Below are 26,091 nucleotides of genomic sequence, written 5' to 3'. Positions count from 1 at the left end.
CAGGGGAGATAAACTCACGCACCTGAGCTTGAAGGATGACAGGAATCATGGCATCACCAACAAGTAATTCAGTATATGGGGATGTTTCCCGAGCATTCAATGCCAGGAATGAAGGAAAAACAAAAGGGGGATATAAATCCCCCTTTTTATACTAACCGACTGGTTATTTTGGCGAATTATTCACCGGATGCTTGTTGCGCTTCCGGCTTACCATAAATTAATAATGGTTTGCTTTGACCATCAATGACGGATTCGTCAATCACCACTTTCTCGACATCTTCCATAGATGGAAGGTCGTACATCGTATCCAGCAAGGCGCCTTCAACGATAGAACGCAGGCCACGAGCACCGGTTTTACGAGCCATGGCTTTCTTAGCAATCGCATCCAACGCTTCGTCGCGGAATTCCAGATCAACACCTTCCAGATTGAACAACGCTTGGTATTGTTTGGTCAGGGCGTTTTTCGGCTCTTTCAGGATTTGAATCAGTGCGTCTTCGCTCAGTTCAGTCAGAGTAGCAACGACTGGTAAACGGCCAATAAACTCTGGGATCAAACCAAATTTAATCAAATCTTCCGGCTCTACCTGGCCTAACAACTGCCCTTCGGTCGCTTTCTGAGATTTGCCTTTTACAGTCGCACCAAAACCGATACCAGAACCGGTTTCGACGCGATTAGCGATAACTTTATCAAGGCCTGCGAATGCGCCACCACAGATAAACAGAATCTTAGAGGTATCAACCTGTAAGAACTCTTGCTGTGGATGTTTACGACCACCTTGAGGTGGAACCGCAGCAACTGTACCTTCGATAAGTTTCAGCAACGCCTGCTGCACACCTTCACCAGATACATCACGAGTGATGGACGGGTTATCAGATTTGCGGGAGATTTTGTCGATCTCATCGATATACACGATTCCGCGCTGTGCTTTTTGCACATCGTAATCACATTTTTGTAGCAGTTTCTGGATGATGTTTTCTACGTCTTCACCCACGTAACCCGCTTCAGTTAACGTTGTGGCATCAGCCATAGTGAAGGGAACATCCAGCAAACGCGCCAGGGTTTCAGCTAACAGGGTTTTCCCGCTGCCCGTCGGCCCAATGAGCAGAATGTTACTTTTGCCCAGTTCGATACCGTTGGTGCTATCGCCGTTACGCAGACGTTTGTAATGGTTGTAAACCGCAACCGCCAGGACTTTTTTAGCCTGTTCCTGACCAATGACGTAATCATCAAGATGGTGACGGATTTCGTGCGGAGTCGGTAGCGCACTACGTTCGCGGTGCGGTGCGACTTCTTTAATCTCTTCGCGAATAATGTCGTTACATAAGTCGACACACTCATCGCAGATATACACTGACGGCCCGGCAATCAGTTTACGCACTTCATGCTGGCTTTTGCCGCAAAAAGAGCAGTACAGCAGTTTGCCTGAACCGTCTTTGCGCTTTTCTGTCATCAGTAAAACCTCTTTTCTGTTTCTTTGCACCCTACAGGACGGCACAAATGCCATTCTACGGCGCAGCCAATCGTAAGCGCGCTATAAGCCGCAACTACAACTATAGTATACAGCCCACTGTTATCGGGAGTTAGCTACGGTGAGTCAGGATTGAGTCAACTAAGCCATACTCTACCGCCTCGTTTGCTGCGAGGAAACGGTCACGCTCGGTGTCTCTCTCTATTTCTTCAAGAGATTTGCCCGTGTGTTGCGCCATGAGTTCGTTCATACGAGCTTTCACTTTTAGGATTTCGCGAGCATGGATTTCGATATCCGTTGCTTGTCCTTGGTAGCCACCCAGTGGCTGGTGAATCATTACTCGTGAGTTTGGCAAGCAGAAACGCTTACCTTTAGCTCCAGCAGTCAGCAAGAAGGCACCCATTGAACAGGCCTGCCCCATACAGATAGTGCTGACATCTGGTTTAATAAATTGCATCGTATCGTAGATAGACATACCGGCGGTAATCACGCCACCCGGTGAGTTGATGTAGAGATAGATGTCTTTTTCTGGGTTTTCTGCTTCCAGAAACAGCATCTGCGCTACGATCAGATTAGCCATATGGTCTTCGACCTGGCCTGTCATAAAAATGACACGTTCCTTGAGCAGACGGGAATAGATATCGTATGAACGCTCGCCACGCGATGTCTGTTCAACAACCATCGGCACCAGGGCCATATGGGGTGCAAATTGATCTCTTTCGCCACTGTATGACATTTCCGTCTCCTGGAATAATTAAGCCTTCGATACCTGATGCACTGATTCTACTTGAGACGCTAAAAGAAGACTACGCTCCTCGCGCGCCCCGCAACCTTAATTGGACGGATTATCAGTCAGGGATCCTAATTTCAAGTCATACCCGTATTTATGGGGATGAGCTTTCCCTGTTTCAAGCATAACAACCTTTTCTTGATACGCTAACCCTGAAACTGCGTTTTATTGATGGGTTTTCATAGGGTCACTGATAAAAAAAGCCCGCCACCTGTAGGTGTCGGGCTTGATGCAGCAATATTTTGGCGATGATGCCAAAAATTATGCTTACGCTTGTTGATTCATCAGTTCGCTAAAGGTAGTGGCTTTTTCAGACACTTTCGCTTTAGCCAGAACAGCTTCAACAGCTTGTTCTTCCAGGGCAACATTACGCATATTGTCCATCAGTTCGTTGTTTTTGCCGTAGAACTCAACAACTTCAGCCGGATCTTCATAGGCAGAAGCCATTTCTTCGATCAGGCCTTTAACGCGTTCTTCGTCAGCTTTCAGCTCATGGGTACGAATCACTTCGCCCAGCAGCAGGCCAACAACTACACGACGTTTAGCTTGTTCTTCGAACAGCTCACGTGGCAGTTCCAGCGCTTGTTTCTCGTTGCCACCAAAACGTTGAGCAGCCTGACGACGCAGAACGTCGATTTCGCTGTCAATCAGTGCAGCAGGAACGTCGATATTGTTCGCGTTAACCAGACCGTCGATAGCTTGAGACTTGATGCGGTTACGCACAGCGCCTTTCAGCTCACGATCCATGTTTTTACGAACTTCGGTACGCAGACCCGCAACAGAACCATCTTCAACGCCGAAACGTTTGATGAATTCTTCAGTAAATTCTGGCAGTTCACGTTCTTCAACTTTCTTCAGAACGATATCGAACTTAGCCGCTTTACCTTTCAGGTTTTCAGCGTGGTAATCTTCCGGGAAGGTCACTTCGATAGTGAACTCTTCGCCAGCTTTGTGACCAACCAGACCGTCTTCAAAACCTGGGATCATGCGGCCCTGGCCCATTGCCAGTACGAAATCAGACGCTTTGCCGCCTTCGAATACTTCGCCGTCTACAGAACCAGTGAAGTCGATGGTTACGCGGTCTTCTGCAGTTGCAGCAGCGTCTGAGTCTTTCCAGGTCGCCTGCTGTTTACGCAGGGTGTCCAGCATTGCATCAACGTCTTCGTCAGTCACTTCAACAACCGGTTTTTCAACTTCGATTGCTTCCAGACCTTGCAGCTCAACTTCCGGGTACACTTCAAACTCAACCGCGTAGGTGAAGTCTTCGCCCAGTTTGTATTCGCCTGGAACGTAGTTTGGTGCGCCAGCTGGATTGATTTTTTCTTTGATGATCGCGTCAACAAAGTTGCGGCTCATCAATTCGCCCAACACGTCCTGGCGAACAGATGCGCCATAGCGTTGTGCGATTACAGTCATCGGCACTTTTCCTTTACGGAAACCGTCGATACGGGCTTTTTTTGCCACGTTGACCAGCTCGCTTTTTACAGCGTTTTCGATGCTGTCTGCAGCGATAGTAATCGTGAGACGGCGGCCAAGGCCCTGAGTGGTTTCAACTGAAACTTGCATCTTGTTACCTCAAAAAATCACAGTGCTCGGTCAACTCTGGAAGCACTCATTTGTGCTCCACAGAACCGGGATGCCTTCTGAATCAGAATCACATTCCCTGTCGTCAGAATCGTCCCGAAGACATTCCGAAAAATAAGACGCAGCATTATAGCGGCATCACAAAGGTGAGTCGAGAACGGCAACATAGTGTTGCTGCGGCCCTTTTCACAGTTCTTTTGGATTTATTGCCCAAGCCCTGGGACAACGAGGGCTATTTCAGACAAAACAAAACGGCCCGCAGGCCGTTTTATAAAACACGATTCATATACCGCAACATAAAGGAAAAGCTCCCTCTGTTGCAAGCCTGAACGTTAACTTCAGGCGATTGACCCTGCTCCACGGCAAGGTGGGGAGGCGAAAATCGTATCCTGCAGCCCTTCCCATTCCTTTATGGTGTAGGTATGGAGAGCCAGCGCATGTACTGTGGTAGAGAGTTCCGCACTTAAATTACCGTAAATCATACGATGACGATTTAAGAAACGCTCACCCGCAAAACGATCGCTGACCAGAACCACTTTGAAATGGCTCTCTGAACCCGCCGGGACATTGTGACGATAGCTTTCATCCACGACTTCCAGGAACACGGGTTCAAACGCTGCCCTTAATTTTGATTCTATTTGCTCGCGCATCATCATGAACTTTCTCCTCGACTGCGTAGAGTAGAGATGCCACTCATCCCTTTAAATGTTAGCCGCTTTTAGCCGTTTTAATAACGGAATTCCAACAATAATTTAGCTTTCGTCCTGATTTCTTACCCAAGCCTCTGTAGCTTAATGTGATTACTGCACTTATTGAGAACAAAATGGTCAGATAGCGTTGCAACTGCTCAGGAAAAGCGCAACGCGATGAAATTACGTGCGTTAACTACTTCCCCTGGGCAACCGCAGTGTTATGATGGCGTGATTTTTTATCTGCCTGCCCTTTGAGTACATTGAGATAGCGAACATGTTAAAAAAATTAATCTTCCCGTTGGTCGCCATTTTTATGCTGGCCAGCTGTGCAACACCACCAACGACCATTGATGTTTCACCAACTATCAGCTTGCCACAGCAAGACCCAAGCCTGATGGGTGTGACTGTTAGCATCAACGGTGCTGACCAACGTACAGACCAGGCTCTGGCTAAAGTCACTCGTGATAACCAACTAGTTACACTGACTCCATCTCGCGATTTGCGCTTCTTATTGCAAGAAGTGCTGGAAAAGCAGATGACCGCCCGTGGCTATATGGTTGGGCCAAACAGCCCGGTTGACCTGCAAATCATCGTAAACCAGTTGTATGCTGACGTGTCTCAAGGCAGCGTGCGTTACAACATCGCCACCAAAGCAGATATCGTGATTATTGCGACGGCGAAAAACGGTAACAAGATGACCAAAAACTACCGTTCCAACTACAACGTAGAAGGTGCGTTCCAGGCCACCAACAAGAATATTGCCAATGCGGTGAACTCCGTACTGACCGATACAATTGCTGATATGGCTCAGGACACCAGCGTTCACGACTTTATTAAAGCGAACGCGCGTTAATCAATACCCCACCAGCCCGCGTCAGGCGGGCTGGCTGTAGAGCAGAGTATGTCCAACCACTATCTACGTCTTTTTCAGCAGCCTAAATCAGCCATCCTTTTGATTTTAGGCTTTGCCTCCGGCCTTCCTCTCGCCCTCACCTCCGGCACACTACAAGCCTGGATGACGGTTGAGAACATCGATCTTAAGACCATTGGCTTCTTCTCGCTTGTTGGGCAGGCCTATGTGTTTAAGTTCCTGTGGTCGCCTGTGATGGACAGATACACGCCGCCGTTGCTGGGGCGCCGTCGTGGTTGGCTACTGATCACCCAGATTTTGTTGCTGATAGCCATTGCTGGCATGGGTTTTCTTGAACCTGGCTCGCAACTGCGTTGGATGGCAGCACTCGCGGTAATCATTGCTTTTTGCTCTGCTTCGCAAGATATCGTTTTTGATGCCTGGAAAACCGATATTTTACCCGCAGAAGAACGCGGAACGGGAGCTGCTATCAGCGTGCTGGGCTACCGCCTGGCGATGCTAGTATCTGGAGGTCTCGCGCTTTGGCTGGCAGACAGATATCTCGGCTGGCAAGGCATGTACTGGTTAATGGCCGCATTAATGCTGCCTTGTATTATCGCGACTTTATTTGCCCCTGAACCCACAGACGCAATACCAGCACCCAAAAGTCTTGAGCAAGCCGTCGTTGCCCCACTGCGTGATTTCTTTGGCCGAAACAATGCGTGGCTAATCTTGTTGCTTATCGTGCTGTACAAACTCGGTGATGCATTTGCCATGAGTTTGACGACCACGTTTTTGATTCGCGGCGTAGGTTTTGATGCTGGCGAAGTGGGCGTAGTGAACAAAACGCTGGGGCTGATTGCGACAATTATTGGCGCACTCTATGGTGGCATTCTCATGCAGCGCCTGTCACTGTTCCGCGCATTGCTTATTTTTGGCATTTTACAGGGTGTATCCAATGCGGGTTATTGGATTATCTCGGTAACCGATAAGCATATGTTCAGCATGGCAACTGCCGTTTTCTTTGAAAATCTCTGTGGTGGTATGGGTACTGCTGCGTTCGTCGCTTTGCTGATGACACTGTGTAATAAATCATTTTCCGCCACCCAATTTGCATTGCTCTCGGCGTTATCCGCAGTTGGCCGCGTTTATGTGGGTCCAATTGCCGGTTGGTTTGTTGAAGCGCAAGGTTGGCCGACGTTTTACTTATTCTCCGTTGTTGCTGCCGTTCCCGGCATCTTGTTGCTGTTGGTATGCAAAACGACGCTGGAATACACCCAGAATAACGACAGTTTTATTCCACGAAGCGAATTTTCATCGGCCTATCGCATTGCCCTTCGGGCATTAATGTTAGGTTGCGCACTTCTCGCCGTGTGGTTGATTGTACTGATTACAAATGCCATAGGTCTGACAAACTGGGCATTCAATATCCAGTTCCTGGAATGGGGCGCATTGTTTGCAATTGGTGGAATTATGTTCGGTGGATTGCTTGATTATCTGGCGCTGCGGAAAACAGCTTTGGTGTAAACGAGCCAGATAAATAAGAATAATAAGTTGCGCTGCGTAACTATATTGTTCAATTACCACACAGTTATTTTTACTGTGAATTATTTACCGAGACGAGGACTCTTTTTTTACATTATTAGCAGGAAAATTATTTTCACCTTACCCTTAACCGATTCAGCCTTTTATTAATTTAATTTGTATACCAATTGGTTTATCAATTGATGCTAATTTGTTAAATATATGTTTAGCAAAATGATTGGTTATACCAATTATCCTGCACTATTTATAGCAACATGGGTTTTCGTTATAACCCAGCCAGCCTGCGGGCTATCTCGAGATTTTACAGTTTGTTGCATTCTATGTGACATTGTTGGCAGAACCCAGTAACACCACACTGACACTACGCCATTCATGTTTACAGTAATGTAACCTTCCCGTAAAATGCCTCCACACTTTAAACGACAATTAGAGCTCCCCGGAATTGAGGTCGTTAAATGAGACTCAGGAAATACAATAAAAGTTTGGGATGGTTGGCATTAATTACAGGCACATTTTTACTTAGTGGCTGTGATTCTGCCCTTCTGGACCCCAAAGGACAAATTGGACTGGAACAACGTTCATTGATACTGACAGCTATCGGGCTGATGTTGATAGTCGTTATCCCCGCCATCGCAATGGCTATCGGTTTTGCCTGGAAGTATCGTGCTTCAAACACAAACGCCAAATACAGCCCCAACTGGTCGCACTCGAACAAAGTTGAAGCTGTGGTCTGGACGATTCCTATCCTTATCGTTATCTTCCTCGCGGTACTAACCTGGAAAACCACTCACGCTCTTGAGCCTAGCAAACCGCTGGTTCACGATGCGAAGCCGGTGACCATCGAAGTTATCGCTATGGACTGGAAATGGTTCTTCATCTACCCAGAGCAAGGTATCGCTACGGTTAATGAAATTGCCTTCCCGGCCAACACCCCGGTGGAATTCAAAATCACCTCTAACTCGGTGATGAACTCCTTCTTTATTCCGCGCCTGGGTAGCCAAATCTACGCAATGGCAGGTATGCAAACTAAATTGCACCTGATTGCTGATGAAGCAGGCACCTACGACGGTATTTCGTCTAACTACAGCGGTAAAGGTTTCTCTGGGATGAAATTCAAGGCTATTGCCACCCCAGATATGGACACCTTTAACCAATGGGTTGCCAAAGCGAAACAATCTCCTGAAGTCATGAACGATATGGCAACTTACGAGAAGCTGGCGCTACCTAGCGAATACAACAAAGTCGAATACTTCTCCGCTGTTAAACCTGATTTGTTTAAAGATGTTATTAACAAATTCATGGGGCACGGAAAGAGCATGGACATGGCCCAACCTGAAGGTGAGCACGCAGCACATGAAGGAATGGAAGGCATGGACATGAGTCACGCGGAAACCTCTCACTAAGGGGCCGAGGAATAATACGATGTTCGGAAAACTTACACTGGATGCAGTCCCATACCATGAACCCATTGTCATGGTTACGGTGGCCGCAATTATCGTCGGGGGACTGGCGCTAGTTGCAGCTATCACTTACTTCGGTAAGTGGGAATATTTATGGAAAGAGTGGTTCACTTCGGTTGACCACAAACGCCTCGGCGTTATGTATGTGATTCTTGCCATCGTCATGCTGTTGCGTGGCTTTGCCGATGCCATCATGATGCGTAGCCAGCAAGTTCTGGCCTCCGCCGGAGAAGCAGGCTTCTTGCCACCTCATCACTACGACCAGATCTTTACCGCCCACGGCGTAATCATGATCTTCTTCGTGGCGATGCCATTTGTTATCGGCCTGATGAACATTGTCGTGCCGTTACAGATTGGTGCGCGTGACGTTGCCTTCCCGTTCCTGAACAACTTGAGCTTCTGGTTCACCGTTGTCGGTGTGGTGCTGGTTAACCTGTCTCTTGGGGTAGGTGAATTCGCACAGACTGGTTGGGTAGCTTATCCGCCATTGTCGGGTATTGAGTATAGTCCGGGGGTCGGCGTCGACTACTGGATATGGGCACTACAGCTCTCGGGTATCGGTACGACATTAACGGGTATTAACTTCTTCGTTACTATCCTGAATATGCGTACGCCTGGCATGACAATGTTCAAAATGCCGGTATTTACCTGGGCTTCGCTGTGTACCAACGTACTGATTATCGCGGCATTCCCAATCTTTACTGTGACCGTCGCACTGTTAACCCTTGACCGCTACCTTGGCACCCATTTCTTTACCAATGATATGGGTGGCAACATGATGATGTACATCAACCTCATCTGGGCATGGGGCCACCCGGAAGTTTATATCCTGGTGCTACCGGTGTTTGGTGTGTTCTCAGAAGTGGTTGCGACATTCTCGAAAAAACGCCTGTTCGGTTACACCTCTCTGGTGTGGGCGACCATCGCGATTACCGTACTGTCGTTCATCGTTTGGCTGCACCACTTCTTCACGATGGGTAGCGGCGCGAACGTAAACGCCTTCTTTGGTATCGCCACCATGATTATCGCCATCCCAACTGGGGTGAAGATCTTCAACTGGCTGTTCACCATGTATCAGGGCCGTATTGTATTCAACTCCGCAATGCTTTGGACCATTGGCTTCGTTGTCACCTTCTCTATTGGTGGCATGACCGGTGTTCTGCTGGCCGTTCCGGGTGCTGACTTCGTACTGCACAACAGCTTGTTCCTGATTGCTCACTTCCATAACGTTATTATCGGTGGTGTAGTATTCGGTTGCTTCGCTGGCCTGACTTACTGGTGGCCAAAAGCTTTCGGCTTCACGCTGAACGAAACCTGGGGCAAACGCGCCTTCTGGTTCTGGATCATCGGCTTCTTCGTCGCATTTATGCCGCTGTACGTGTTGGGTTTCATGGGTATGACCCGTCGTCTGAGCCAGCAAATTGATCCACAGTTCCACACTCTGCTGGTTGTTGCAGCTTGTGGTGCAGGCTTGATTGCACTGGGCATTCTGTCGCAGCTGATTCAGTTCTACGTTTCTATTCGCGACCGCGAGCAGAACCGTGACCTGACTGGTGACCCATGGGGTGGCCGTACGCTGGAGTGGGCAACTTCTTCCCCTCCTCCGTTCTACAACTTTGCCCATCTGCCACACGTTCACGAGCGTGATGCGTTCTGGGAAATGAAAGAGAAAGGCGAAGCGTACCAACAGCCAACGCATTATGAAGAAATTCATATGCCACGTAACAGCGCTGCAGGCATCGTTATTGCTGCATTTGCTACCGTGTTTGGTTTCGCAATGATCTGGCACATCTGGTGGCTGGCGATTGTTGGCTTTGCTGGCATCATCATCACCTGGATTGCGAAAAGCTTCGATGAAGATGTGGATTACTACGTTCCGGTTGCGGAAGTCGAAAAACTGGAAAACCAGCATTTCGAAGAAATTACCAAAGCAGGGCTGAAAAATGTCAACTGAAACTCTCACTCACGCTAACGCCCACGCAAGCGAGCATGGGCATCACGATGCAGGATCCAACAAGGTCTTTGGATTCTGGATCTATCTGATGAGCGACTGCATTCTGTTCTGTTGCTTGTTTGCTACCTATGCCGTTCTGGTGAACGGCACTGCCGGCGGCCCGGCAGGGAAAGACATTTTCGAACTGCCATTTGTGCTGGTTGAAACTGCCCTGCTGTTATTCAGCTCCATCACTTACGGCATGGCAATCATCGCCATGAACAAAGGCAACAAGAGCCAGGTTATCTCCTGGCTGGCGCTGACCTTCCTGTTTGGTGCGGGCTTCGTCGGGATGGAAATCTATGAATTCCATCATCTGATTGTTGAAGGTTACGGCCCGGATCGCAGCGGCTTCCTGTCAGGTTTCTTTGCACTGGTAGGGACTCACGGTCTACACGTAACTTCTGGTCTGGTTTGGATGGCGCTGATGATGTTCCATGTCTATCGTCGCGGCTTGACCAGCGCTAACCGTACTCGTCTGATGTGCTTGAGCTTGTTCTGGCACTTCCTGGATGTGGTATGGATCTGTGTATTCTCTGTTGTCTATCTGATGGGGGCGATGTAATGAGTCATTCAACTGAACATGGCGGCGCCCACCACGGTAGCGTTAAAACATATCTGACCGGCTTTATCCTGTCGATCATCCTGACGGCAATCCCGTTCTGGATGGTGATGACAGGAACGGCATCCCACGCTGTGATTCTTGGCGTGGTACTGGTTAGCGCAGTGGTACAGATTCTGGTTCACCTGGTGTGCTTCTTGCACATGAACACCTCTTCTGAGGAACGTTGGAACCTGGTAGCCTTTGTCTTTACCGCGCTGATAATTGCCATTCTGGTGGTCGGCTCTATCTGGATTATGTGGAACCTCAACCAGAACATGATGGTTCACTAAGAGCGGCGTGTATGATTAAGCAATACCTGCAAGTAACGAAACCAGGAATTATTTTCGGCAATTTAATTTCTGTCATTGGGGGATTTTTACTGGCCTCAAAGGGCAGCATTGATTATTCCCTGTTTATCTCCACTCTCGTGGGGGTGTCGTTGGTCGTGGCGTCGGGTTGTGTTTATAACAACTTCATCGACCGCGATATCGACCGCAAGATGGAGCGAACCAAAAACAGGGTTCTGGTCAAAGGCCTGATTGCGCCGAAAACCTCGCTGGTATACGCCACCTTGTTGGGTATTGCTGGCTTCATGCTGTTGTGGTTTGGTGCCAATCCGCTAGCCATGTGGTTAGGCGTGATGGGCTTTGTGGTTTATGTCGGCGTTTATAGCCTGTACATGAAGCGTAAATCCGTTTACGGCACACTAATTGGCAGCCTTTCAGGCGCAGCACCTCCAGTAATTGGTTACTGTGCTGTGACCGGTGAGTTTGATACCGGTGCCTTGATCCTGCTGGCTATCTTTAGCCTGTGGCAGATGCCGCATTCGTACGCGATTGCCATCTTCCGCTTTAAAGATTACCAGGCGGCTAACATTCCTGTGTTGCCAGTAGTTAAAGGGATTTCGGTCGCGAAAAACCACATTACGCTGTATATCATCGCGTTTGCCGTCGCTACGCTGATGCTGACTCTGGGTGGTTACGCTGGATATAAATATCTGGTTGTTGCCGCAGCAGTTAGCGTCTGGTGGTTGGGCATGGCATTACGTGGGTATAAAGTGGAAGACGATAAAGTCTGGGCGCGCAAATTGTTCGTCTTTTCCATTGTCGCGATCACGTCATTAAGCGTGATGATGTCGGTCGATTTCATGGTACCAAATTCGCAAAATCTGCTGACTTACGTCTGGTAAGTCGTGAACCTTCCAAAAGGGCGCAAATGCGCCCTTTTTTAATAGTGTCATCAGCCATTCCACACTGTAATATTTATTAAACAACCAACCATTTACCCTCCCCTGCCCACGCACTACACTAAGGTCTGCTTTTTATCTGAGGTGGTAATGAACGATTACAAAATGACGCCCGTCGAATTACGTGCGACGTGGGGTTTAGGTACGGTATTTTCACTGCGCATGCTCGGCATGTTTATGGTGCTGCCGGTTCTTACTACTTACGGCATGGCGCTACAAGGCGCAAGCGAAGCACTGATTGGTATTGCCATCGGCATTTACGGCCTGGCGCAGGCTATCTTCCAGATTCCCTTTGGTCTGCTTTCCGACCGTATTGGTCGTAAGCCACTTATCATTGGCGGTTTACTGATTTTCGTACTCGGTAGCGTGATTGCTGCTCTTTCTGATTCTATTTGGGGTGTAATTCTTGGCCGTGCGTTGCAAGGTTCCGGTGCGATTGCTGCAGCCGTAATGGCACTGCTTTCTGATTTAACGCGGGAACAAAACCGCACCAAAGCCATGGCATTTATTGGTGTAAGTTTTGGTATCACCTTTGCCATCGCCATGGTGCTTGGTCCAATCATTACGCACAGCCTGGGTTTAAACGCGCTGTTCTGGATGATTGCGATTCTGGCGGCCTGTGGCATTTTAATCACCCTTTGGGTTGTGCCAAATACTAAAAGCCATGTGCTAAACCGCGAGTCCGGCATGGTGAAGGGTTGCTTTAGTAAAGTTCTGGCAGAACCGAAATTACTGAAGCTGAACTTCGGCATTATGTGCTTGCACATTATGCTGATGTCGACGTTTGTTGCCCTTCCCGGCCAGCTTGAACAGGCAGGATTCCCGGCCGCTGAGCACTGGAAAATCTACCTTTGTACCATGCTTATCGCCTTTGCTTCAGTCGTGCCGTTTATCATTTATGCGGAAGTAAAACGCCGTATGAAGCGTGTGTTTGTTGGCTGCGTTGCACTGTTGCTGATTGCAGAAATTGTGTTGTGGGGTTCTGGCCCACATTTCTGGGAACTAGTATTGGGCGTTCAGCTATTCTTCCTCGCCTTTAACCTTATGGAAGCTATTTTACCGTCGCTTATCAGCAAAGAATCTCCAGCGGGTTATAAAGGTACGGCGATGGGGATTTATTCCACCAGCCAGTTTTTAGGTGTGGCTATTGGCGGTTCATTAGGCGGATGGATTGACGGCTTATTTGATTCACAGACCGTCTTCCTGGCCGGTGCTTTACTGGCAATGGTGTGGTTACTGGTTAGCAGCACCATGACTGAACCGCCTTATGTGGCAAGCTTGCGTATTGAGTTACCGGAAGATGTGGCAAACGACGAAACACTGAAACAGCGTTTACTTGCTCAACATGGTGTGAGCGACGTCAATATTATTGCGCAGGAACGTAGCGCTTACGTGAAGATAGACAGTAAGTTAACCAATCGATTTGAGATTGAGCAGTTGGTGAAAGGGGCGTAAACGCCCCTTAAAACTTAATCGCGGAAGTTTTTAAACTGGAACGGTTGCCCCAAATCCCCACCACGAACCAGCGCCATCGCGGCCTGTAAATCGTCACGGGATTTGCCAGTTACGCGCAGCTCTTCGCCCTGAATCTGCACCTGAACTTTGGTCTTGCTGTCTTTAATCAGCTTCACAATTTTCTTGGCGATAGTCGATTCAATACCTTGCTTGAGTTTCGCTTCCACGCTCCAGGTTTTACCACTGTGCACAAATTCCTCTGGCACATCAATTGAAGCCCCTTCGATGCCACGCTTGAGCAGCTTGGCACGAAGAATATCCAACAGTTGGTTGACCTGGAAGTCAGATTCACTGGCAACTTTAATGGACTGATTTTTCTCATTCAGTTCAAACGTTGCCGGTACATTACGGAAGTCAAAACGAGTAGCAACCTCACGTTCCGCGTTTTCAATCGCGTTACGCACTTCCTGAATATCAATTTCAGACACAATGTCAAAAGATGGCATGCTTTCTTCTCCCTCTCTTTTTGTTGCGTTGCATAATACCTGCTGGGCCGCGCAAAACAACCCGTTAAAGCAGTAGAGAGCCCTGTATAATATAGATTAAGCAAAACATCTGCGGCTTTACGCGGATGGGGAGGCAAAATGAAAATCACCGTGCTGGGTTGCGGTGCACTCGGCCAACTTTGGCTGGCATCGCTTTATAAGCAAGGACATGAGGTTCAGGGATGGTTGCGAGTGCCGCAGCCGTTTTGCCATGTCAACGTGGTCGATACCGATGGTAGTGTGTTCAATCAAACCATTACCGCTAACGACCCTGATTTTCTCGCCAGTAGCGAATTATTACTGGTGACACTTAAAGCCTGGCAGGTTTCTGGTTCGGTGAAAATGCTGGCAACAAGACTTCCGACCAACTGCCCGATTCTGCTACTGCATAATGGTATGGGCACGCTTGAAGAATTGCTCTCGTTACGACAACCGCTTTTATCAGGTGTCACTACACATGCGGCGCGTCGCGATGGAAATCTTATTATTCATGTCGCGAATGGCACCACACACATTGGGCCAGCTAACGCGGCGGGTAACGATTTTAGTTTCCTCGCCGATGTACTGCATCGCGCTCTGCCTGATATGGCCTGGCACAACAACATTATGGCTGCAAACTGGAAAAAGCTGGCGGTAAACTGTGTGATAAACCCACTCACTGCTCTCTACAATTGCCCGAACGGTGAGTTACGTCATCATCATGATGAAGTGAGCGAGATCTGCCTTGAGGTTGCCCAAGTCATGGAGCGTGAAGGGCATCATACCTCGTCTGAAATGCTACTCCTGTATGTTGGCGATGTTATCGAAAGTACAGCCGCAAACATATCCTCGATGCTACAAGACGTACGGGCTCAACGTCATACCGAGATTGATTACATTACTGGTTATTTACTACAACGCGCGCGTTCCCACGGTCTCTCTTTACCTGTAAACAGCCGTTTGTACGAGCAGATAAAACGTAAGGAGAATGAATATGAGCGCTCGAGCACTGGTTTGCCTGGCACCTGGAACTGAAGAAACAGAAGCCGTAACTACTATTGATCTTCTGGTTCGTGGTGGAATCAGCGTCACTACAGCCAGTGTTGCCAGTGACGGGAACCTGGTAATTACCTGCTCACGCGGGGTAAAACTACTCGCGGACGCCCCTCTGGTTGAAGTGGCAGACGGTGAGTTCGATATCATCGTTTTACCTGGCGGCTTAAAAGGCGCGGAGTGTTTTCGCGATAGCCCGTTGTTAGTTGAAACTGTTCGTCAGTTCCACTTATCAGGCCGAATTGTTGCTGCCATATGTGCCGCAGCAGGTACGGTACTCGTTCCACACGAGCTATTCCCCATCGCCAATATGACGGGTTTTCCAGGCCTGAAAGCCACGATTCCTGACACACAGTGGCAAGATAAACGCGTCGTCTGGGACCCGAGATTTAACCTGCTGACCAGCCAAGGGCCGGGGACCAGCATCGACTTCAGTTTGAAAATTATCGATCTGCTAGTTGGCCGCGAAAAAGCCTATGAAGTTGCCTCGCAGTTAGTGATGGCTCCCGGGATTTACAATTACTACGAGTAACGTTTAAGTGACTTTATCGTCGCCACGCCCGTGGCGGCGCTCACATTTCCGCTATTAATTTTCTTCCCCCCTGACTCACCTCGATCTGTAAAACCTTTATTTTCAATAAATTAACTCATCCATCTACCAAAACCACTGCCTTGACAGAAAAAGTATTCCGTGGAAAACTCATTTTAAACTGGACTAGACCAGTTAATTATACCTAAAAAATAATACCTCCCGGCAATGCACCTCACGGGGGAATAAAAACCTCATACAGAGGAGTAATCCGTGATTACTTTTATTGAGAGCAAGATTATCCCTGTCCTTATCCGGATTGGCGAAAACAAAATTCTGGTGGCGGTACGTAACGGGATAGCCCTGACACTACCGTTCACCATCACCGGCAGTCTTTTCTTAATCATCGCCAATTTACCCATTCCTGGCTGGAGTGAATGGCTAGGCCCATGGGCCGATAAAATCAGCGCACCCGTTGCTGTCACCTTTGGCGCAATAGGCTTAATTTCCGCGGTGGGTATCAGCTATAACCTGGCCAAAGAGTACAAGCTGAATGCGATAACCTGTAGCGCCGTCACCCTGGTGGTGTTCTTGCTGGCACAGCTTAACGATAAATATCAGCTGAATGTCGATAATCTTGGTGCCGCGGGTTTGTTCTCCGCCATCATTCTGGCCGTGCTGACGGTGCATATCATCCGCTGGTTCATCGGCCATGAAATCGTGATTAAGCTGCCGGATGGTGTTCCACCCGCAGTGGCGCAATCTTTTGCCAGCCTCATTCCCGCCGCAGTGGCGATTACGCTGGTGTGGTTTGTCAGAGTGATGCTCGGCTTTGATATCAATGAATTCTTTACCCAAGTTCTCAGCCCGCTGGTCAGTGGTCTTGGTTCTCTGCCGGGTATGCTGGTACTCATTTTCCTGATTTCGCTACTGTGGTGCTGCGGCATTCACGGCGATAACGTTTTGTCCGGCATCACCAGCCCGATTTTCCTGAAATACATTGCCGAAAACACCCAGGCTTATTTAAACCATCAACCCATACCGCATATTACCGCTGACGGATTTTACATTGTCTTTATGTGCATCGGTGGCACGGGTGCAACTCTTGGTCTGGTGCTGGCGATGCTGCGTTCGCGCAGCAAATTGTATAAATCGGTCGGCAAGCTGTCGCTCCCGTCAGGGGTATTTTGTATCAATGAGCCGGTGATTTTTGGCTGTCCAATTGTATTCAACCCGCTGTTGATGATCCCGTTCACTCTCACCCCGATGCTGCTGTGCATTTCCACCTACAGCCTGATGTACTTCGATATTATTGGTCGCCCGGTTCTGCAAATCCCATGGACTATGCCGCCGATTTTCGCTGCCTGGTTTGTGACGGGCGGCAATATCCCAGCGGTGATTTGGTCCGCCTGTACCATCGCCATTTCTGTCGCCATCTACTTTCCGTTCTTCAAACTGCTTGAGCGCCAACAGCTCATAAAAGAGCGCCATGAAGAACAGAGCGCAAATGACTCCGTATTGAATACTGACTCTGTATTGTAAAAAGAGGATATCTGATGAAAAAGCTCAAAATTGTCACCATTGGCGGTGGCTCAAGCTATACCCCAGAGCTGATCGACGGCTTTATTAAGCGTTACGATGAACTCCCGGTTACCGACTATTACCTCCTGGATATTGAGGAAGGCAAAGAGAAACTGGAAATCGTCGGCAAGCTGGCGCAGCGGATGGTGAAAGAAGCTGGCATCCCGATGAACATTCACCTGACGCTCGACCGCGCGCAAGCGCTGAAGGATGCCGACTTTGTCACTACACAACTGCGCGTAGGCTTCCTTGATGCGCGTATTAACGATGAAAAAATCCCACTGAAATACGGCGTGCTCGGCCAGGAAACCACCGGCCCGGGCGGGTTTATGAAAGCCCAGCGCACCATTCCGGTTCTGATGGATATCTGTCGCGATATGGAAAAATATTGCCCGGACGCCTGGCTGATTAACTTCACCAACCCGGCAGGAATCGTGACTGAAGCCATCACTCGCCATTCGAACATCAAAAGCATCGGCATTTGCAGCGGCGCCAACAGCATGCTGATGGATATTGCGAAAGCCTACGAGGTAGAGAAAAAAGACGTTTACGCACGCATCATCGGGCTGAACCATCTGATCTTCGCCGATAAAATTTTCATTACGGGTGAAGATTACACCGATGATTTCATGGCCAAACTGGCTCAGGGCAGTGCCAGCAACTCGCTGAAAAACATTCCGGATATCGGCTTCTCCTCGCGCTTTGCCAAAGCACTGCACATGTATCCGATTTCCTATCTGAAGTATTTCTTCCTGACCCGTGAAATGATCGAAGCCGCGCAGAAAGATGCCAGTACCAAAGGCACCCGCGGCGAGCAAACTCGTGAGATTGAGCACCGTCTTTTTGAACTCTATCAGGACGAGCACCTTTCTCATAAACCGAAAGAGCTGGAAAAACGCGGCGGGGCCTGGTATTCCGATACTGCCTGTTCAATCATCAGCGCGATTTACAATGATAAAAAAGAGATTCACGTTGTGAACACCGTGAACAATGGCACAACACCGGATCTGCCGGATCACGTAACGCTGGAAACCAACGCGGTTATCGATCGTAATGGTGCTCATCCTTTGGCTTACGGACGTTTGCCGGTCAAAATTCGTGGGTTGATCCAGAGCGTGAAGGCCTATGAAGAGTTAACGGTGGAAGCGGCAATAACCGGTGATTACAACACTGCGCTAATGGCTCTGACCATTAATCCGTTGGTACCGTCGGCGACGCTGGCCGAGAAAATTCTCGATGAATATCTAGAAGTGAATCAGCGTTATTTGCCTCAATACCCTCGTAAAAGCTAAGGAGTAGCCATGAAAACCCATATTTTCCCAGACTACCCGCAATTGTGTCAGGCGGTGGCACAAAACGTCATTAACTGTGTGAACGCGAAACCCAACGCGCTTATCTGCATCGCGGGTGGTGATACGCCGCTGGGAGTATTTGCGGCATTGGTCGAAGCGCAAAAACAAGGTCATGTAGATTTTTCACACACCCAGTTTCTCGGCCTCGATGAATGGTTAGGGCTCAGTAAAGCGGATAAAGGGAGTTGTCGCGAGATGGTCTGGCACCATTTCTTCGATAAGCTGACGCTGCGTGACAAGCAAATCTGCTTTTTCGACGGGTTAACCACTCACCCACAAGAAGAATGCCAGCGCGTTGATCGTTATATTGACCAGCATGGGCCAATAGACTGTATCGTGCTCGGTATCGGCATGAACGGGCATATCGGTTTTAACGAACCAGGTGCTTCGCTGGACAACACCTGTCATGTGATTGATCTGGATGCGGTCACTCAGGCAGTTTCAGTGAAGTATTTCGACACGCAACGCAACGTGCAACAGGGGATTTCGCTAGGACTGAAAACTATTCTGGCCGCGAAAAAGATTGTGCTGATGGCGAGCGGTGAGAAGAAAGCGGGGATTGTCGCGCAAACCGTGAATCACCCAGCGAGTCGCGATATTCCGTCGACACTGGTGAAAACAGTAACGCAGGCGAGTTTGTATGTCGATAAAGCCGCGGCCAACGCACTAGAGTGAAAACCAGGCAGGCACCTTAGTGCCTGCTAGCGTTCGATTCGCAGGTTTTTGACCCGGAAAATGTCGGCCCGGTTGTAGCTGATGGAATAGTTAAACACCGTTTTATCAGCCAGGCGGGTCACTTCGGTAATTTTCAGCATTGGCTGCCCGCAGGCTACATTAAGCAGCGGCGCAAGCTCTTCATCAAACAGTGCGGCTTCAATAATCGAGTCGGCGTCTTTGATTTTCTTACCGGTGTATTCTTCGATATAGCCGTACAAAGAGCTTTCTTTGAGGATAGCTTCCGGGATCGTCGCAATCACGCTTTGCGGAATATTAGAGTCTTCCACCAGCACTGGGTTACCGTCGAGCAAACGAATACGGCGGATAAACCAGACGTTTTCCCCGACTGAAATTTCCAGATGTTGCGCCAAAGTGGCATCAGCTTGTATGACGTTGAACGCCAAAAGCTGGCTGCTGACTTTCACTCGCCCCTGAAACTCACGGGAAAAACCGAGAATGCTGTCGCTGGTCTCATTGTTCAAAAGGTACACGTTGGTGGCGCTGTTTTTCAGCACGAACATCCCTTTGCCATGAATGCGCTCGATAAACCCTTCCTGAACCAGGCTATCCACCGCTTTCTGCACCGTCACACGAGTTACGCCATATTGGCTTGCTAGCTCGCGCTCGGAGGGAATGCTTTCACCCTTCTTGTAGATTTGATTGAGGATACCGCTTTTTATGCGTTCCTTAATCTCAATGTACTTGTGCACTTTTTGCATCGTTATCTCGCAGAGATTTTGTGCGACCGGATGCCGCAGGAAGAAGGAGTAAACCTGGCGGCCTGATGCCTTCATCCCAGCCCTCTCCCAGCAGGAGAGGGAACAAATAAAACCTTCTCATTTATGAGAAGGTTTTATTGCTTACTCGGGACGATAAACCTTCACGTTTGCGAAGCCTTGCTCACACAGATACAGCGCTTGCAAACGACTCATCACACCACGTTCGCACCACAGCAAATAGTTTTTGCTCTGATCCAAATCGCCAAATGTGGTGCTCAGTTTATAGAATGGTATTGATGCCACTTCCACACCTTCTGGTTTGAATGGCTTATCGTCTTGCTCATCAATAGAACGGATATCAAGCAGCACGTCATTTGGGCCAAATGCGTCAACAGTTTCAACTTCCGTCACCACTTCTTTGGTCTGATTGGCGATTTCGCGGATATCAACGTTGGTCGCTTCTTCAATTACGCGATCCAGAATCGAGAAGTCAAAGTTGGCTTCTTCTGCTTCAATCTTCACCTTCACCGCTTTCACAGTTGGGCTTTTTGAGATAACACCGCAGTATTCCGGCATGGTACGGGCAAAGTCAGCAGTACCAATTTCACGCGCCAAATCGATGATGTGTTCTTTATCATGAGAGATGAGCGGGCGCAGAATCAGGGTATCGGAAACATTGTCGATTAAACGCAAGTTGGTCAGCGTCTGGCTGGAAACCTGGCCCAGCGCTTCACCGGTCACCAGCGCTTGCACGCCATAGCGTTCCGCAACACGCGAAGCTGCACGTACGAACATACGCTTGAGCACCACGCCCATCTGCCCGTCTTCGACTTTCTCAAGGATCTCGCCAACGACGGGTTCAAAGTTGATAGCAACGAAACGCACACGGTGGGAGCTACCAAAGCGGTTCCATAAATAATGCGCAACTTGTTTAACACCGATTTCGTGCGCCGCACCACCGAGGTTAAAGAAACAGTAATGCACGCGGCAACCACGGCGCATCAGCATATAGCTGGAAACGCCCGAGTCGAAACCGCCTGAAATCAACGACAACACGTCTTCCTGGGTGCCAATAGGGAAGCCGCCGATACCTTCGTAGCGACCTTTCACCAACAGCAGGCGGTCGTTTTCGATTTCCAGATTGACAGTAACATCCGGCTTCGTCAGTTTTACGCGCGCTGATTCAATGTGTTGATTCAGGCCGCCACCCACATAGCGTTCAACTTCAATCGAGCTGAATTCATGCTTACCACGACGTTTAACACGCACGCAGAAGGTTTTGCCTTCCAGTTGTTCGCGATAAAGCTCCAGCGCCTGTTCGAAGATATTGTGCAAATCGGTATACGGCACATCTTCTACTTCCAGAATATGGTGAATACCTGGAATACGGGTCAACGCTTCACGAATGGCGATACGCTGATTTTCATCTTTGGCGCGAACTTCAATGTTGTCCCAGTGGCGAACAACCGCCAGATCTTCATCGTAGTGTTTTAAAACGTTGCGAATGTTCCCGGTGAGCATCTTAATAAAGCGTATGCGCACAGATTGACTCTTGATTGTGATTTCCGGGAACAATTTAATGATAAACTTCATGGCGGCTATGATTCGTTGGTGAGCCAGGCATGATGAATCATGCGGGCTGAAAGACTTAAAGAATTGCAGCGGCAATAGCGCCGTTACATCCGAGGCGCAAAAGTATATCACTAACAGCTTGCCATAGCGTTACACAAATGACTCCGCTACCATGGCAGAGTCGCAAAAATTATTAGAGTCAGACATTCACTATGCCGAAAAAAACCGAAGTCCCGGCCAGCTTTGAAACTGCGCTTGTGGAGCTTGAGCAGATTGTTACTCGTCTTGAAAGCGGAGATTTAGCGCTCGAAGAAGCGTTAAATGAATTTGAACGTGGTGTGCAACTGGCACGCCAGGGTCAGGTGAAACTGCAACAAGCGGAACAACGCGTGCAAATCCTGCTAAACGATAGCGAAGATGCCCCACTCAAGCCTTTTACCCCGGATAACGAGTAAATGGATTTTAACCATCAGTTGCAGGCCCGAGCCGTGCGGGCCAACGATGCGCTGCTGCGTTGTTTAGCGCCGCTACCGTTTCAGAACACTCCTCTGGTTGAGGCCATGCACTATGGCGCACTATTTGGTGGCAAGAGACTGCGCCCATTCCTGGTCTACGCGACCGGAGAAATGTTCGGCATAGCGCAAGAAACACTGGATGCACCTGCTGCGGCAGTAGAATGCATCCATGCTTATTCCTTGATCCATGATGATTTACCGGCCATGGACGACGATGACCTTCGTCGCGGGCAACCGACGTGTCATATTAAATTCGGTGAAGCCAGTGCTATTTTGGCCGGAGACGCCCTACAAACGTTGGCATTTTCTATACTAAGTGATGCTCCAATGGCTGGCGTCGCCATTGCTGACCGGCTATTGATGGTGAAAGAACTGGCTACAGCCAGTGGCGTTGCCGGAATGTGCGGCGGCCAGGCATTAGATCTAGAAGCGGAAGGTAAGCATGTTGATCTGCAAAACCTTGAGCGCATTCATCGCCATAAAACAGGGGCGCTAATTCGTTGCGCTGTTCGTCTGGGCGCGTTGAGTGCAGGTGATGTAGGCCGCGCTGCCCTGCCATTGCTCGACCGCTATGCTGAAAGCATCGGGCTCGCATTCCAGGTTCAGGACGATATTCTCGACGTTATTGGCGATACCGCTACACTGGGTAAACGCCAGGGCGCCGATCAGCAACTGGGTAAAAGCACCTACCCAGCACTGTTGGGGCTAGAAAATGCCAAAACCAAAGCGTGGGATCTCTATCAGGATTCTCTCCGAGCGCTGGAAGGCTTGGCTAGCCAGTCGCTAGACACTACCGCACTGGAAGCGTTAGCGAGTTATATAATCCAACGTGATAAATAATTATTAACTTACCCTTTGGCATTCAGGCAGAGGCTTGAAGGATGAAGGGTAAACACCACGATGAGTTTCTAATGAGTTTTGATATTGCCAAATACCCGACCCTCGCACTGGTGGAATCAGCCCCTGAGCTACGCCTGTTGCCAAAAGAGAGCTTACCGAAACTTTGTGACGAGTTACGTCGCTACTTGCTCGATAGCGTAAGCCGTTCCAGCGGGCACTTTGCCTCTGGTCTTGGCACGGTAGAACTGACCGTGGCACTTCACTATGTGTATAACACCCCGTTCGACCAGCTAATCTGGGATGTCGGTCATCAGGCTTACCCACATAAAATCATTACTGGCCGTCGTGACAAAATTGGCACTATCCGCCAGAAAGGCGGTTTGCACCCGTTCCCATGGCGCGCAGAAAGTGAATATGACGTATTGAGTGTGGGCCACTCGTCCACCTCGATTAGCGCAGGAATTGGTATTGCCGTCGCCGCCGAAAAAGAAGGCAAAGACAGACGCACAGTCTGTGTGATTGGCGATGGCGCAATCACTGCGGGTATGGCGTTTGAAGCCATGAACCATGCCGGTGATATCCGCCCAAATATGCTCGTGATTCTCAACGACAATGAAATGTCAATTTCAGAGAATGTGGGCGCGCTAAACAACCACCTTGCACAGCTGCTTTCCGGCAAACTCTATTCTTCGCTGCGTGAAGGCGGGAAGAAAGTCTTTTCCGGTGTGCCGCCAATTAAAGAACTGCTAAAGCGTACCGAAGAACACCTGAAAGGCATGGTAGTGCCAGGAACGCTGTTTGAAGAGCTAGGTTTTAACTACATTGGTCCTGTCGATGGGCATGATGTCGTCGGTCTGGTGAATACGCTCAAGAATATGCGTGACCTGAACGGCCCGCAGTTCCTGCACATCATGACCAAGAAAGGTCGTGGTTACGCACCAGCTGAAAAAGACCCTATTAGCTTCCATGCGGTGCCTAAGTTTGACCCACAAAGTGGCACGCTGCCAAAAGCTGCTGGTGGCCTGCCAAGCTACTCGAAAATCTTCGGTAACTGGTTATGCGAAACCGCCGCAAAAGACGATAAATTAATGGCAGTTACACCTGCAATGCGTGAAGGTTCGGGCATGGTGGAGTTTTCACGCCAATACCCTACGCAGTATTTTGATGTTGCTATCGCCGAACAGCATGCTGTCACATTTGCAGCGGGTCTGGCGATTGGTGGATACAAACCCGTTGTCGCGATTTATTCGACCTTCCTACAACGTGCATACGATCAAGTGATTCACGATGTGGCTATCCAAAAGCTACCCGTGTTATTTGCCATCGACCGTGCGGGCATTGTTGGAGCCGACGGGCAAACCCACCAAGGTGCGTTCGATATCTCCTTCCTGCGCTGCATTCCTGAAATGGTCATCATGACACCAAGTGATGAGAACGAATGCCGCCAGATGCTACACACGGGTTATCACTACAACGCAGGCCCATCTGCTGTGCGTTATCCGCGTGGTAATGGTACAGGCGCTGAACTGCAGCCATTGGAATCTCTGCCAATCGGCAAAGGCGTGAAGAAGCGTGACGGTGAAAAAATCGCGCTGCTGAACTTCGGTACATTGTTGCCGGAAGCCGAAGCCGTTGCGCAATCGCTTAACGCTACACTGATCGATATGCGTTTTGTGAAACCACTTGATGAAGCGTTGATTCTGGAGCTGGCTGCCAGCCACGAATCGTTGGTCACCATTGAAGAAAATGCCGTAATCGGTGGTGCGGGTAGTGGTGTTAATGAAGTTCTGATGGCAAACCGTAAAATGGTTCCAGTGCTGAATATCGGTTTGCCGGATTACTTTATTCCGCAAGGTACTCAGGAAGAAGCTCGTGCAGCTATCGGCCTCGATGCACAAGGTATGGAAACAAAGATCCGCGACTGGCTCAAGTAATCCACTCCTCCACTCCTGCTATGCTTAAAGAACCTTAATTAGCAGGAGTGGAACCATGCAATACAACATGTTAGGAAGAACAGACCTCAAGGTTTCCCGCCTTTGCCTGGGTTGCATGACCTTTGGTGAGCCAGACCGTGGCAATCATGCCTGGACCCTTCCCGAAGAAAGCAGCCGCCTTATCATCAAACACGCCATCGATAACGGCATTAATTTCTTTGATACCGCCAATAGCTACTCCGACGGTAGCAGCGAAGAGATTGTCGGGCGCGCCCTCAAAGACTTCATGCGTCGCGAAGATGCTGTCCTTGCCACCAAGGTTTACTTTCAAGTAGGTGACCTGCCCGAAGGTCTTTCACGGGCACAAATTATGCGTTCGATAGATGACAGCCTGCGACGCCTGGGAACCGACTATGTCGATTTGCTGCAAATCCACCGTTGGGACTACAACACGCCAATTGAAGAAACGCTTGAAGCGCTCAATGACGTGGTGAAAGCGGGCAAAGCGCGCTATATCGGCGCATCGTCAATGCACAGTGCACAGTTCGCACAAGCACTGGCATTACAGGATCAACATAGCTGGGCGCGATTCGTCACCATGCAGGATCACTACAACTTACTTTATCGAGAAGAAGAGCTCGACATGCTGCCACTGTGCTACGAGCAAGGGGTTGCAGTGATCCCATGGAGCCCGCTTGCCCGTGGTAAACTGACCCGCCCATGGGGTGAGACCACGGCACGTTCAGTATCCGATGAAGTAGGCAAAGGTTTGTACGAAGGAAGCAAAGACAACGATGCGCTGATTGCCGAGCGGCTGGCGAATGTTGCAGATGACAGAGGGGTAACCCGCGCACAAGTTGCACTGGCATGGTTACTGAGTAAACCGGGCATTGCTGCACCAATTATTGGCGTTTCTCGTGAACATCAACTGGATGATTTACTGGGCGCGGTGGATTTAACACTAAAACCGGAAGAGATTGCCGAGCTGGAAACGATTTACCAGCCGCATGAAAAGGTCGGATTTAAGTAATGCAACATACACCGGCCCCTCTCTCTTTCAAGGAGAG

General features: G+C 49.2%; 24 protein-coding genes. 17 read left to right on the top strand and 7 right to left on the bottom strand.

All coding sequences use genetic code 11. From position 1 onward, the window contains the following. Positions 1-176 precede the first annotated feature (176 nt). The 4 genes from clpX to bolA all read right to left on the bottom strand — a co-directional run bounded on the left by clpX (position 177) and on the right by bolA (position 4,499). Positions 177-1,451, bottom strand: a complete 1,275-nt coding sequence (gene clpX / locus FH968_RS09165) for an ATP-dependent protease ATP-binding subunit ClpX (protein WP_139878852.1) — start codon at positions 1,449-1,451, stop codon at positions 177-179. A gap of 130 nt (positions 1,452-1,581) precedes the next feature. Beyond that, positions 1,582-2,205 (bottom strand): ATP-dependent Clp endopeptidase proteolytic subunit ClpP, encoded by a 624-nt coding sequence (clpP, locus tag FH968_RS09160; protein ID WP_064516635.1) that lies wholly within the window; start codon positions 2,203-2,205, stop codon positions 1,582-1,584. A gap of 321 nt (positions 2,206-2,526) precedes the next feature. Then, a complete protein-coding gene (gene tig / locus FH968_RS09155; protein ID WP_139878851.1) occupies positions 2,527-3,825 on the bottom strand; it encodes a trigger factor in 1,299 nt (432 codons plus the stop codon). A gap of 356 nt (positions 3,826-4,181) precedes the next feature. After that, positions 4,182-4,499: a transcriptional regulator BolA gene (gene bolA / locus FH968_RS09150; protein ID WP_139878850.1), complete on the bottom strand. Its 318-nt coding sequence runs from the start codon at positions 4,497-4,499 to the stop codon at positions 4,182-4,184. A 310-nt stretch (positions 4,500-4,809) separates the two neighbouring features. Between bolA and FH968_RS09145 the strand changes: the two genes are divergently transcribed. From FH968_RS09145 to FH968_RS09110, 8 genes are all read left to right on the top strand, one after another. After that, positions 4,810-5,388 (top strand): lipoprotein, encoded by a 579-nt coding sequence (locus FH968_RS09145; protein ID WP_139878849.1) that lies wholly within the window; start codon positions 4,810-4,812, stop codon positions 5,386-5,388. Positions 5,389-5,436: 48 nt separating this feature from the next. Continuing rightward, positions 5,437-6,912, top strand: a complete 1,476-nt coding sequence (gene ampG / locus FH968_RS09140; protein ID WP_139878848.1) for a muropeptide MFS transporter AmpG — start codon at positions 5,437-5,439, stop codon at positions 6,910-6,912. A gap of 473 nt (positions 6,913-7,385) precedes the next feature. After that, a complete protein-coding gene (gene cyoA, locus FH968_RS09135) occupies positions 7,386-8,333 on the top strand; it encodes a cytochrome o ubiquinol oxidase subunit II (protein WP_139878847.1) in 948 nt (315 codons plus the stop codon). A gap of 19 nt (positions 8,334-8,352) precedes the next feature. After that, positions 8,353-10,344 carry a cytochrome o ubiquinol oxidase subunit I gene (gene cyoB / locus FH968_RS09130; RefSeq protein WP_139878846.1) on the top strand — a complete coding sequence of 664 codons (1,992 nt, stop codon included), beginning with the start codon at positions 8,353-8,355 and terminating at the stop codon, positions 10,342-10,344. After that, positions 10,334-10,948 (top strand): cytochrome o ubiquinol oxidase subunit III, encoded by a 615-nt coding sequence (locus tag FH968_RS09125; protein ID WP_139878845.1) that lies wholly within the window; start codon positions 10,334-10,336, stop codon positions 10,946-10,948. The genes cyoB and FH968_RS09125 overlap by 11 nt, the downstream gene beginning before the upstream one ends. Beyond that, a complete protein-coding gene (locus FH968_RS09120; RefSeq protein WP_139878844.1) occupies positions 10,948-11,277 on the top strand; it encodes a cytochrome o ubiquinol oxidase subunit IV in 330 nt (109 codons plus the stop codon). The genes FH968_RS09125 and FH968_RS09120 overlap by 1 nt, the downstream gene beginning before the upstream one ends. An 11-nt stretch (positions 11,278-11,288) precedes the next feature. Next, positions 11,289-12,176, top strand: coding sequence for a heme o synthase (gene cyoE, locus FH968_RS09115; RefSeq protein ID WP_139878843.1), 888 nt, complete (start codon positions 11,289-11,291; stop codon positions 12,174-12,176). 147 nt (positions 12,177-12,323) lie between these two features. Next, positions 12,324-13,688: an MFS transporter gene (locus FH968_RS09110; RefSeq protein ID WP_139878842.1), complete on the top strand. Its 1,365-nt coding sequence runs from the start codon at positions 12,324-12,326 to the stop codon at positions 13,686-13,688. A gap of 14 nt (positions 13,689-13,702) precedes the next feature. Here FH968_RS09110 and FH968_RS09105 read toward each other — a convergent pair whose 3' ends face one another. Beyond that, positions 13,703-14,194 carry a YajQ family cyclic di-GMP-binding protein gene (locus FH968_RS09105; protein ID WP_064516617.1) on the bottom strand — a complete coding sequence of 164 codons (492 nt, stop codon included), beginning with the start codon at positions 14,192-14,194 and terminating at the stop codon, positions 13,703-13,705. 138 nt (positions 14,195-14,332) lie between these two features. On the opposite strand from FH968_RS09105, the gene panE reads away from it, so the two are divergent. The 5 genes from panE to FH968_RS09080 all read left to right on the top strand — a co-directional run bounded on the left by panE (position 14,333) and on the right by FH968_RS09080 (position 19,402). Beyond that, positions 14,333-15,247 carry a 2-dehydropantoate 2-reductase gene (panE, locus tag FH968_RS09100; protein ID WP_139878841.1) on the top strand — a complete coding sequence of 305 codons (915 nt, stop codon included), beginning with the start codon at positions 14,333-14,335 and terminating at the stop codon, positions 15,245-15,247. Beyond that, positions 15,207-15,797 (top strand): protein deglycase YajL, encoded by a 591-nt coding sequence (gene yajL, locus FH968_RS09095; protein WP_139878840.1) that lies wholly within the window; start codon positions 15,207-15,209, stop codon positions 15,795-15,797. Before panE ends, yajL begins: the two co-directional genes overlap by 41 nt. A 270-nt stretch (positions 15,798-16,067) precedes the next feature. Further along, entirely contained in the window at positions 16,068-17,336 is a 1,269-nt protein-coding gene (locus FH968_RS09090; protein ID WP_139878839.1) for a PTS sugar transporter subunit IIC, read from the top strand. 14 nt (positions 17,337-17,350) lie between these two features. Beyond that, positions 17,351-18,667, top strand: a complete 1,317-nt coding sequence (locus tag FH968_RS09085; RefSeq protein ID WP_139878838.1) for a 6-phospho-beta-glucosidase — start codon at positions 17,351-17,353, stop codon at positions 18,665-18,667. 9 nt (positions 18,668-18,676) lie between these two features. Further along, positions 18,677-19,402: a glucosamine-6-phosphate deaminase gene (locus FH968_RS09080; RefSeq protein ID WP_139878837.1), complete on the top strand. Its 726-nt coding sequence runs from the start codon at positions 18,677-18,679 to the stop codon at positions 19,400-19,402. 26 nt (positions 19,403-19,428) lie between these two features. Here FH968_RS09080 and FH968_RS09075 read toward each other — a convergent pair whose 3' ends face one another. Together FH968_RS09075 and thiI are read right to left on the bottom strand one after the other, a co-directional pair. Beyond that, a complete protein-coding gene (locus FH968_RS09075) occupies positions 19,429-20,238 on the bottom strand; it encodes a GntR family transcriptional regulator (protein ID WP_223271305.1) in 810 nt (269 codons plus the stop codon). Between the two features lie 66 nt (positions 20,239-20,304). Continuing rightward, entirely contained in the window at positions 20,305-21,756 is a 1,452-nt protein-coding gene (gene thiI, locus FH968_RS09070) for a tRNA uracil 4-sulfurtransferase ThiI (protein ID WP_139878836.1), read from the bottom strand. A 191-nt stretch (positions 21,757-21,947) separates the two neighbouring features. On the opposite strand from thiI, the gene xseB reads away from it, so the two are divergent. The 4 genes from xseB to FH968_RS09050 all read left to right on the top strand — a co-directional run bounded on the left by xseB (position 21,948) and on the right by FH968_RS09050 (position 26,054). Beyond that, a complete protein-coding gene (xseB, locus tag FH968_RS09065; protein ID WP_034493701.1) occupies positions 21,948-22,190 on the top strand; it encodes an exodeoxyribonuclease VII small subunit in 243 nt (80 codons plus the stop codon). Beyond that, positions 22,191-23,090 carry a (2E,6E)-farnesyl diphosphate synthase gene (ispA, locus tag FH968_RS09060; protein ID WP_139878835.1) on the top strand — a complete coding sequence of 300 codons (900 nt, stop codon included), beginning with the start codon at positions 22,191-22,193 and terminating at the stop codon, positions 23,088-23,090. Positions 23,091-23,161: 71 nt separating this feature from the next. Further along, a complete protein-coding gene (gene dxs / locus FH968_RS09055; RefSeq protein WP_139879003.1) occupies positions 23,162-25,024 on the top strand; it encodes a 1-deoxy-D-xylulose-5-phosphate synthase in 1,863 nt (620 codons plus the stop codon). Positions 25,025-25,079: 55 nt separating this feature from the next. Beyond that, positions 25,080-26,054, top strand: a complete 975-nt coding sequence (locus tag FH968_RS09050) for an aldo/keto reductase (RefSeq protein ID WP_139878834.1) — start codon at positions 25,080-25,082, stop codon at positions 26,052-26,054. Positions 26,055-26,091 lie beyond the last annotated feature (37 nt).

This window comes from Buttiauxella sp. B2 (assembly GCF_006376615.1).
GTDB lineage: Bacteria > Pseudomonadota > Gammaproteobacteria > Enterobacterales > Enterobacteriaceae > Buttiauxella.
This window is presented reverse-complemented; position numbering and strand designations above follow the sequence as displayed.

Bases quoted from the DNA above. Each gene is read 5' to 3' on its own strand.
- FH968_RS09125 (WP_139878845.1), top strand. From the start codon at position 10,334: ATGTCAACTGAAACTCTCACTCACGCTAACGCCCACGCAAGCGAGCAT.
- cyoE (WP_139878843.1), top strand. From the start codon at position 11,289: ATGATTAAGCAATACCTGCAAGTAACGAAACCAGGAATTATTTTCGGC.
- yajL (WP_139878840.1), top strand. From the start codon at position 15,207: ATGAGCGCTCGAGCACTGGTTTGCCTGGCACCTGGAACTGAAGAAACA.
- FH968_RS09075 (WP_223271305.1), bottom strand. From the start codon at position 20,238: ATGAAGGCATCAGGCCGCCAGGTTTACTCCTTCTTCCTGCGGCATCCG.
- clpX (WP_139878852.1), bottom strand. From the start codon at position 1,451: ATGACAGAAAAGCGCAAAGACGGTTCAGGCAAACTGCTGTACTGCTCT.
- FH968_RS09105 (WP_064516617.1), bottom strand. From the start codon at position 14,194: ATGCCATCTTTTGACATTGTGTCTGAAATTGATATTCAGGAAGTGCGT.
- xseB (WP_034493701.1), top strand. From the start codon at position 21,948: ATGCCGAAAAAAACCGAAGTCCCGGCCAGCTTTGAAACTGCGCTTGTG.
- FH968_RS09120 (WP_139878844.1), top strand. From the start codon at position 10,948: ATGAGTCATTCAACTGAACATGGCGGCGCCCACCACGGTAGCGTTAAA.
- panE (WP_139878841.1), top strand. From the start codon at position 14,333: ATGAAAATCACCGTGCTGGGTTGCGGTGCACTCGGCCAACTTTGGCTG.
- bolA (WP_139878850.1), bottom strand. From the start codon at position 4,499: ATGATGATGCGCGAGCAAATAGAATCAAAATTAAGGGCAGCGTTTGAA.
- FH968_RS09050 (WP_139878834.1), top strand. From the start codon at position 25,080: ATGCAATACAACATGTTAGGAAGAACAGACCTCAAGGTTTCCCGCCTT.
- thiI (WP_139878836.1), bottom strand. From the start codon at position 21,756: ATGAAGTTTATCATTAAATTGTTCCCGGAAATCACAATCAAGAGTCAA.
- FH968_RS09080 (WP_139878837.1), top strand. From the start codon at position 18,677: ATGAAAACCCATATTTTCCCAGACTACCCGCAATTGTGTCAGGCGGTG.
- ampG (WP_139878848.1), top strand. From the start codon at position 5,437: ATGTCCAACCACTATCTACGTCTTTTTCAGCAGCCTAAATCAGCCATC.
- FH968_RS09145 (WP_139878849.1), top strand. From the start codon at position 4,810: ATGTTAAAAAAATTAATCTTCCCGTTGGTCGCCATTTTTATGCTGGCC.
- clpP (WP_064516635.1), bottom strand. From the start codon at position 2,205: ATGTCATACAGTGGCGAAAGAGATCAATTTGCACCCCATATGGCCCTG.
- FH968_RS09110 (WP_139878842.1), top strand. From the start codon at position 12,324: ATGAACGATTACAAAATGACGCCCGTCGAATTACGTGCGACGTGGGGT.
- dxs (WP_139879003.1), top strand. From the start codon at position 23,162: ATGAGTTTTGATATTGCCAAATACCCGACCCTCGCACTGGTGGAATCA.
- FH968_RS09085 (WP_139878838.1), top strand. From the start codon at position 17,351: ATGAAAAAGCTCAAAATTGTCACCATTGGCGGTGGCTCAAGCTATACC.
- ispA (WP_139878835.1), top strand. From the start codon at position 22,191: ATGGATTTTAACCATCAGTTGCAGGCCCGAGCCGTGCGGGCCAACGAT.
- cyoB (WP_139878846.1), top strand. From the start codon at position 8,353: ATGTTCGGAAAACTTACACTGGATGCAGTCCCATACCATGAACCCATT.
- tig (WP_139878851.1), bottom strand. From the start codon at position 3,825: ATGCAAGTTTCAGTTGAAACCACTCAGGGCCTTGGCCGCCGTCTCACG.
- cyoA (WP_139878847.1), top strand. From the start codon at position 7,386: ATGAGACTCAGGAAATACAATAAAAGTTTGGGATGGTTGGCATTAATT.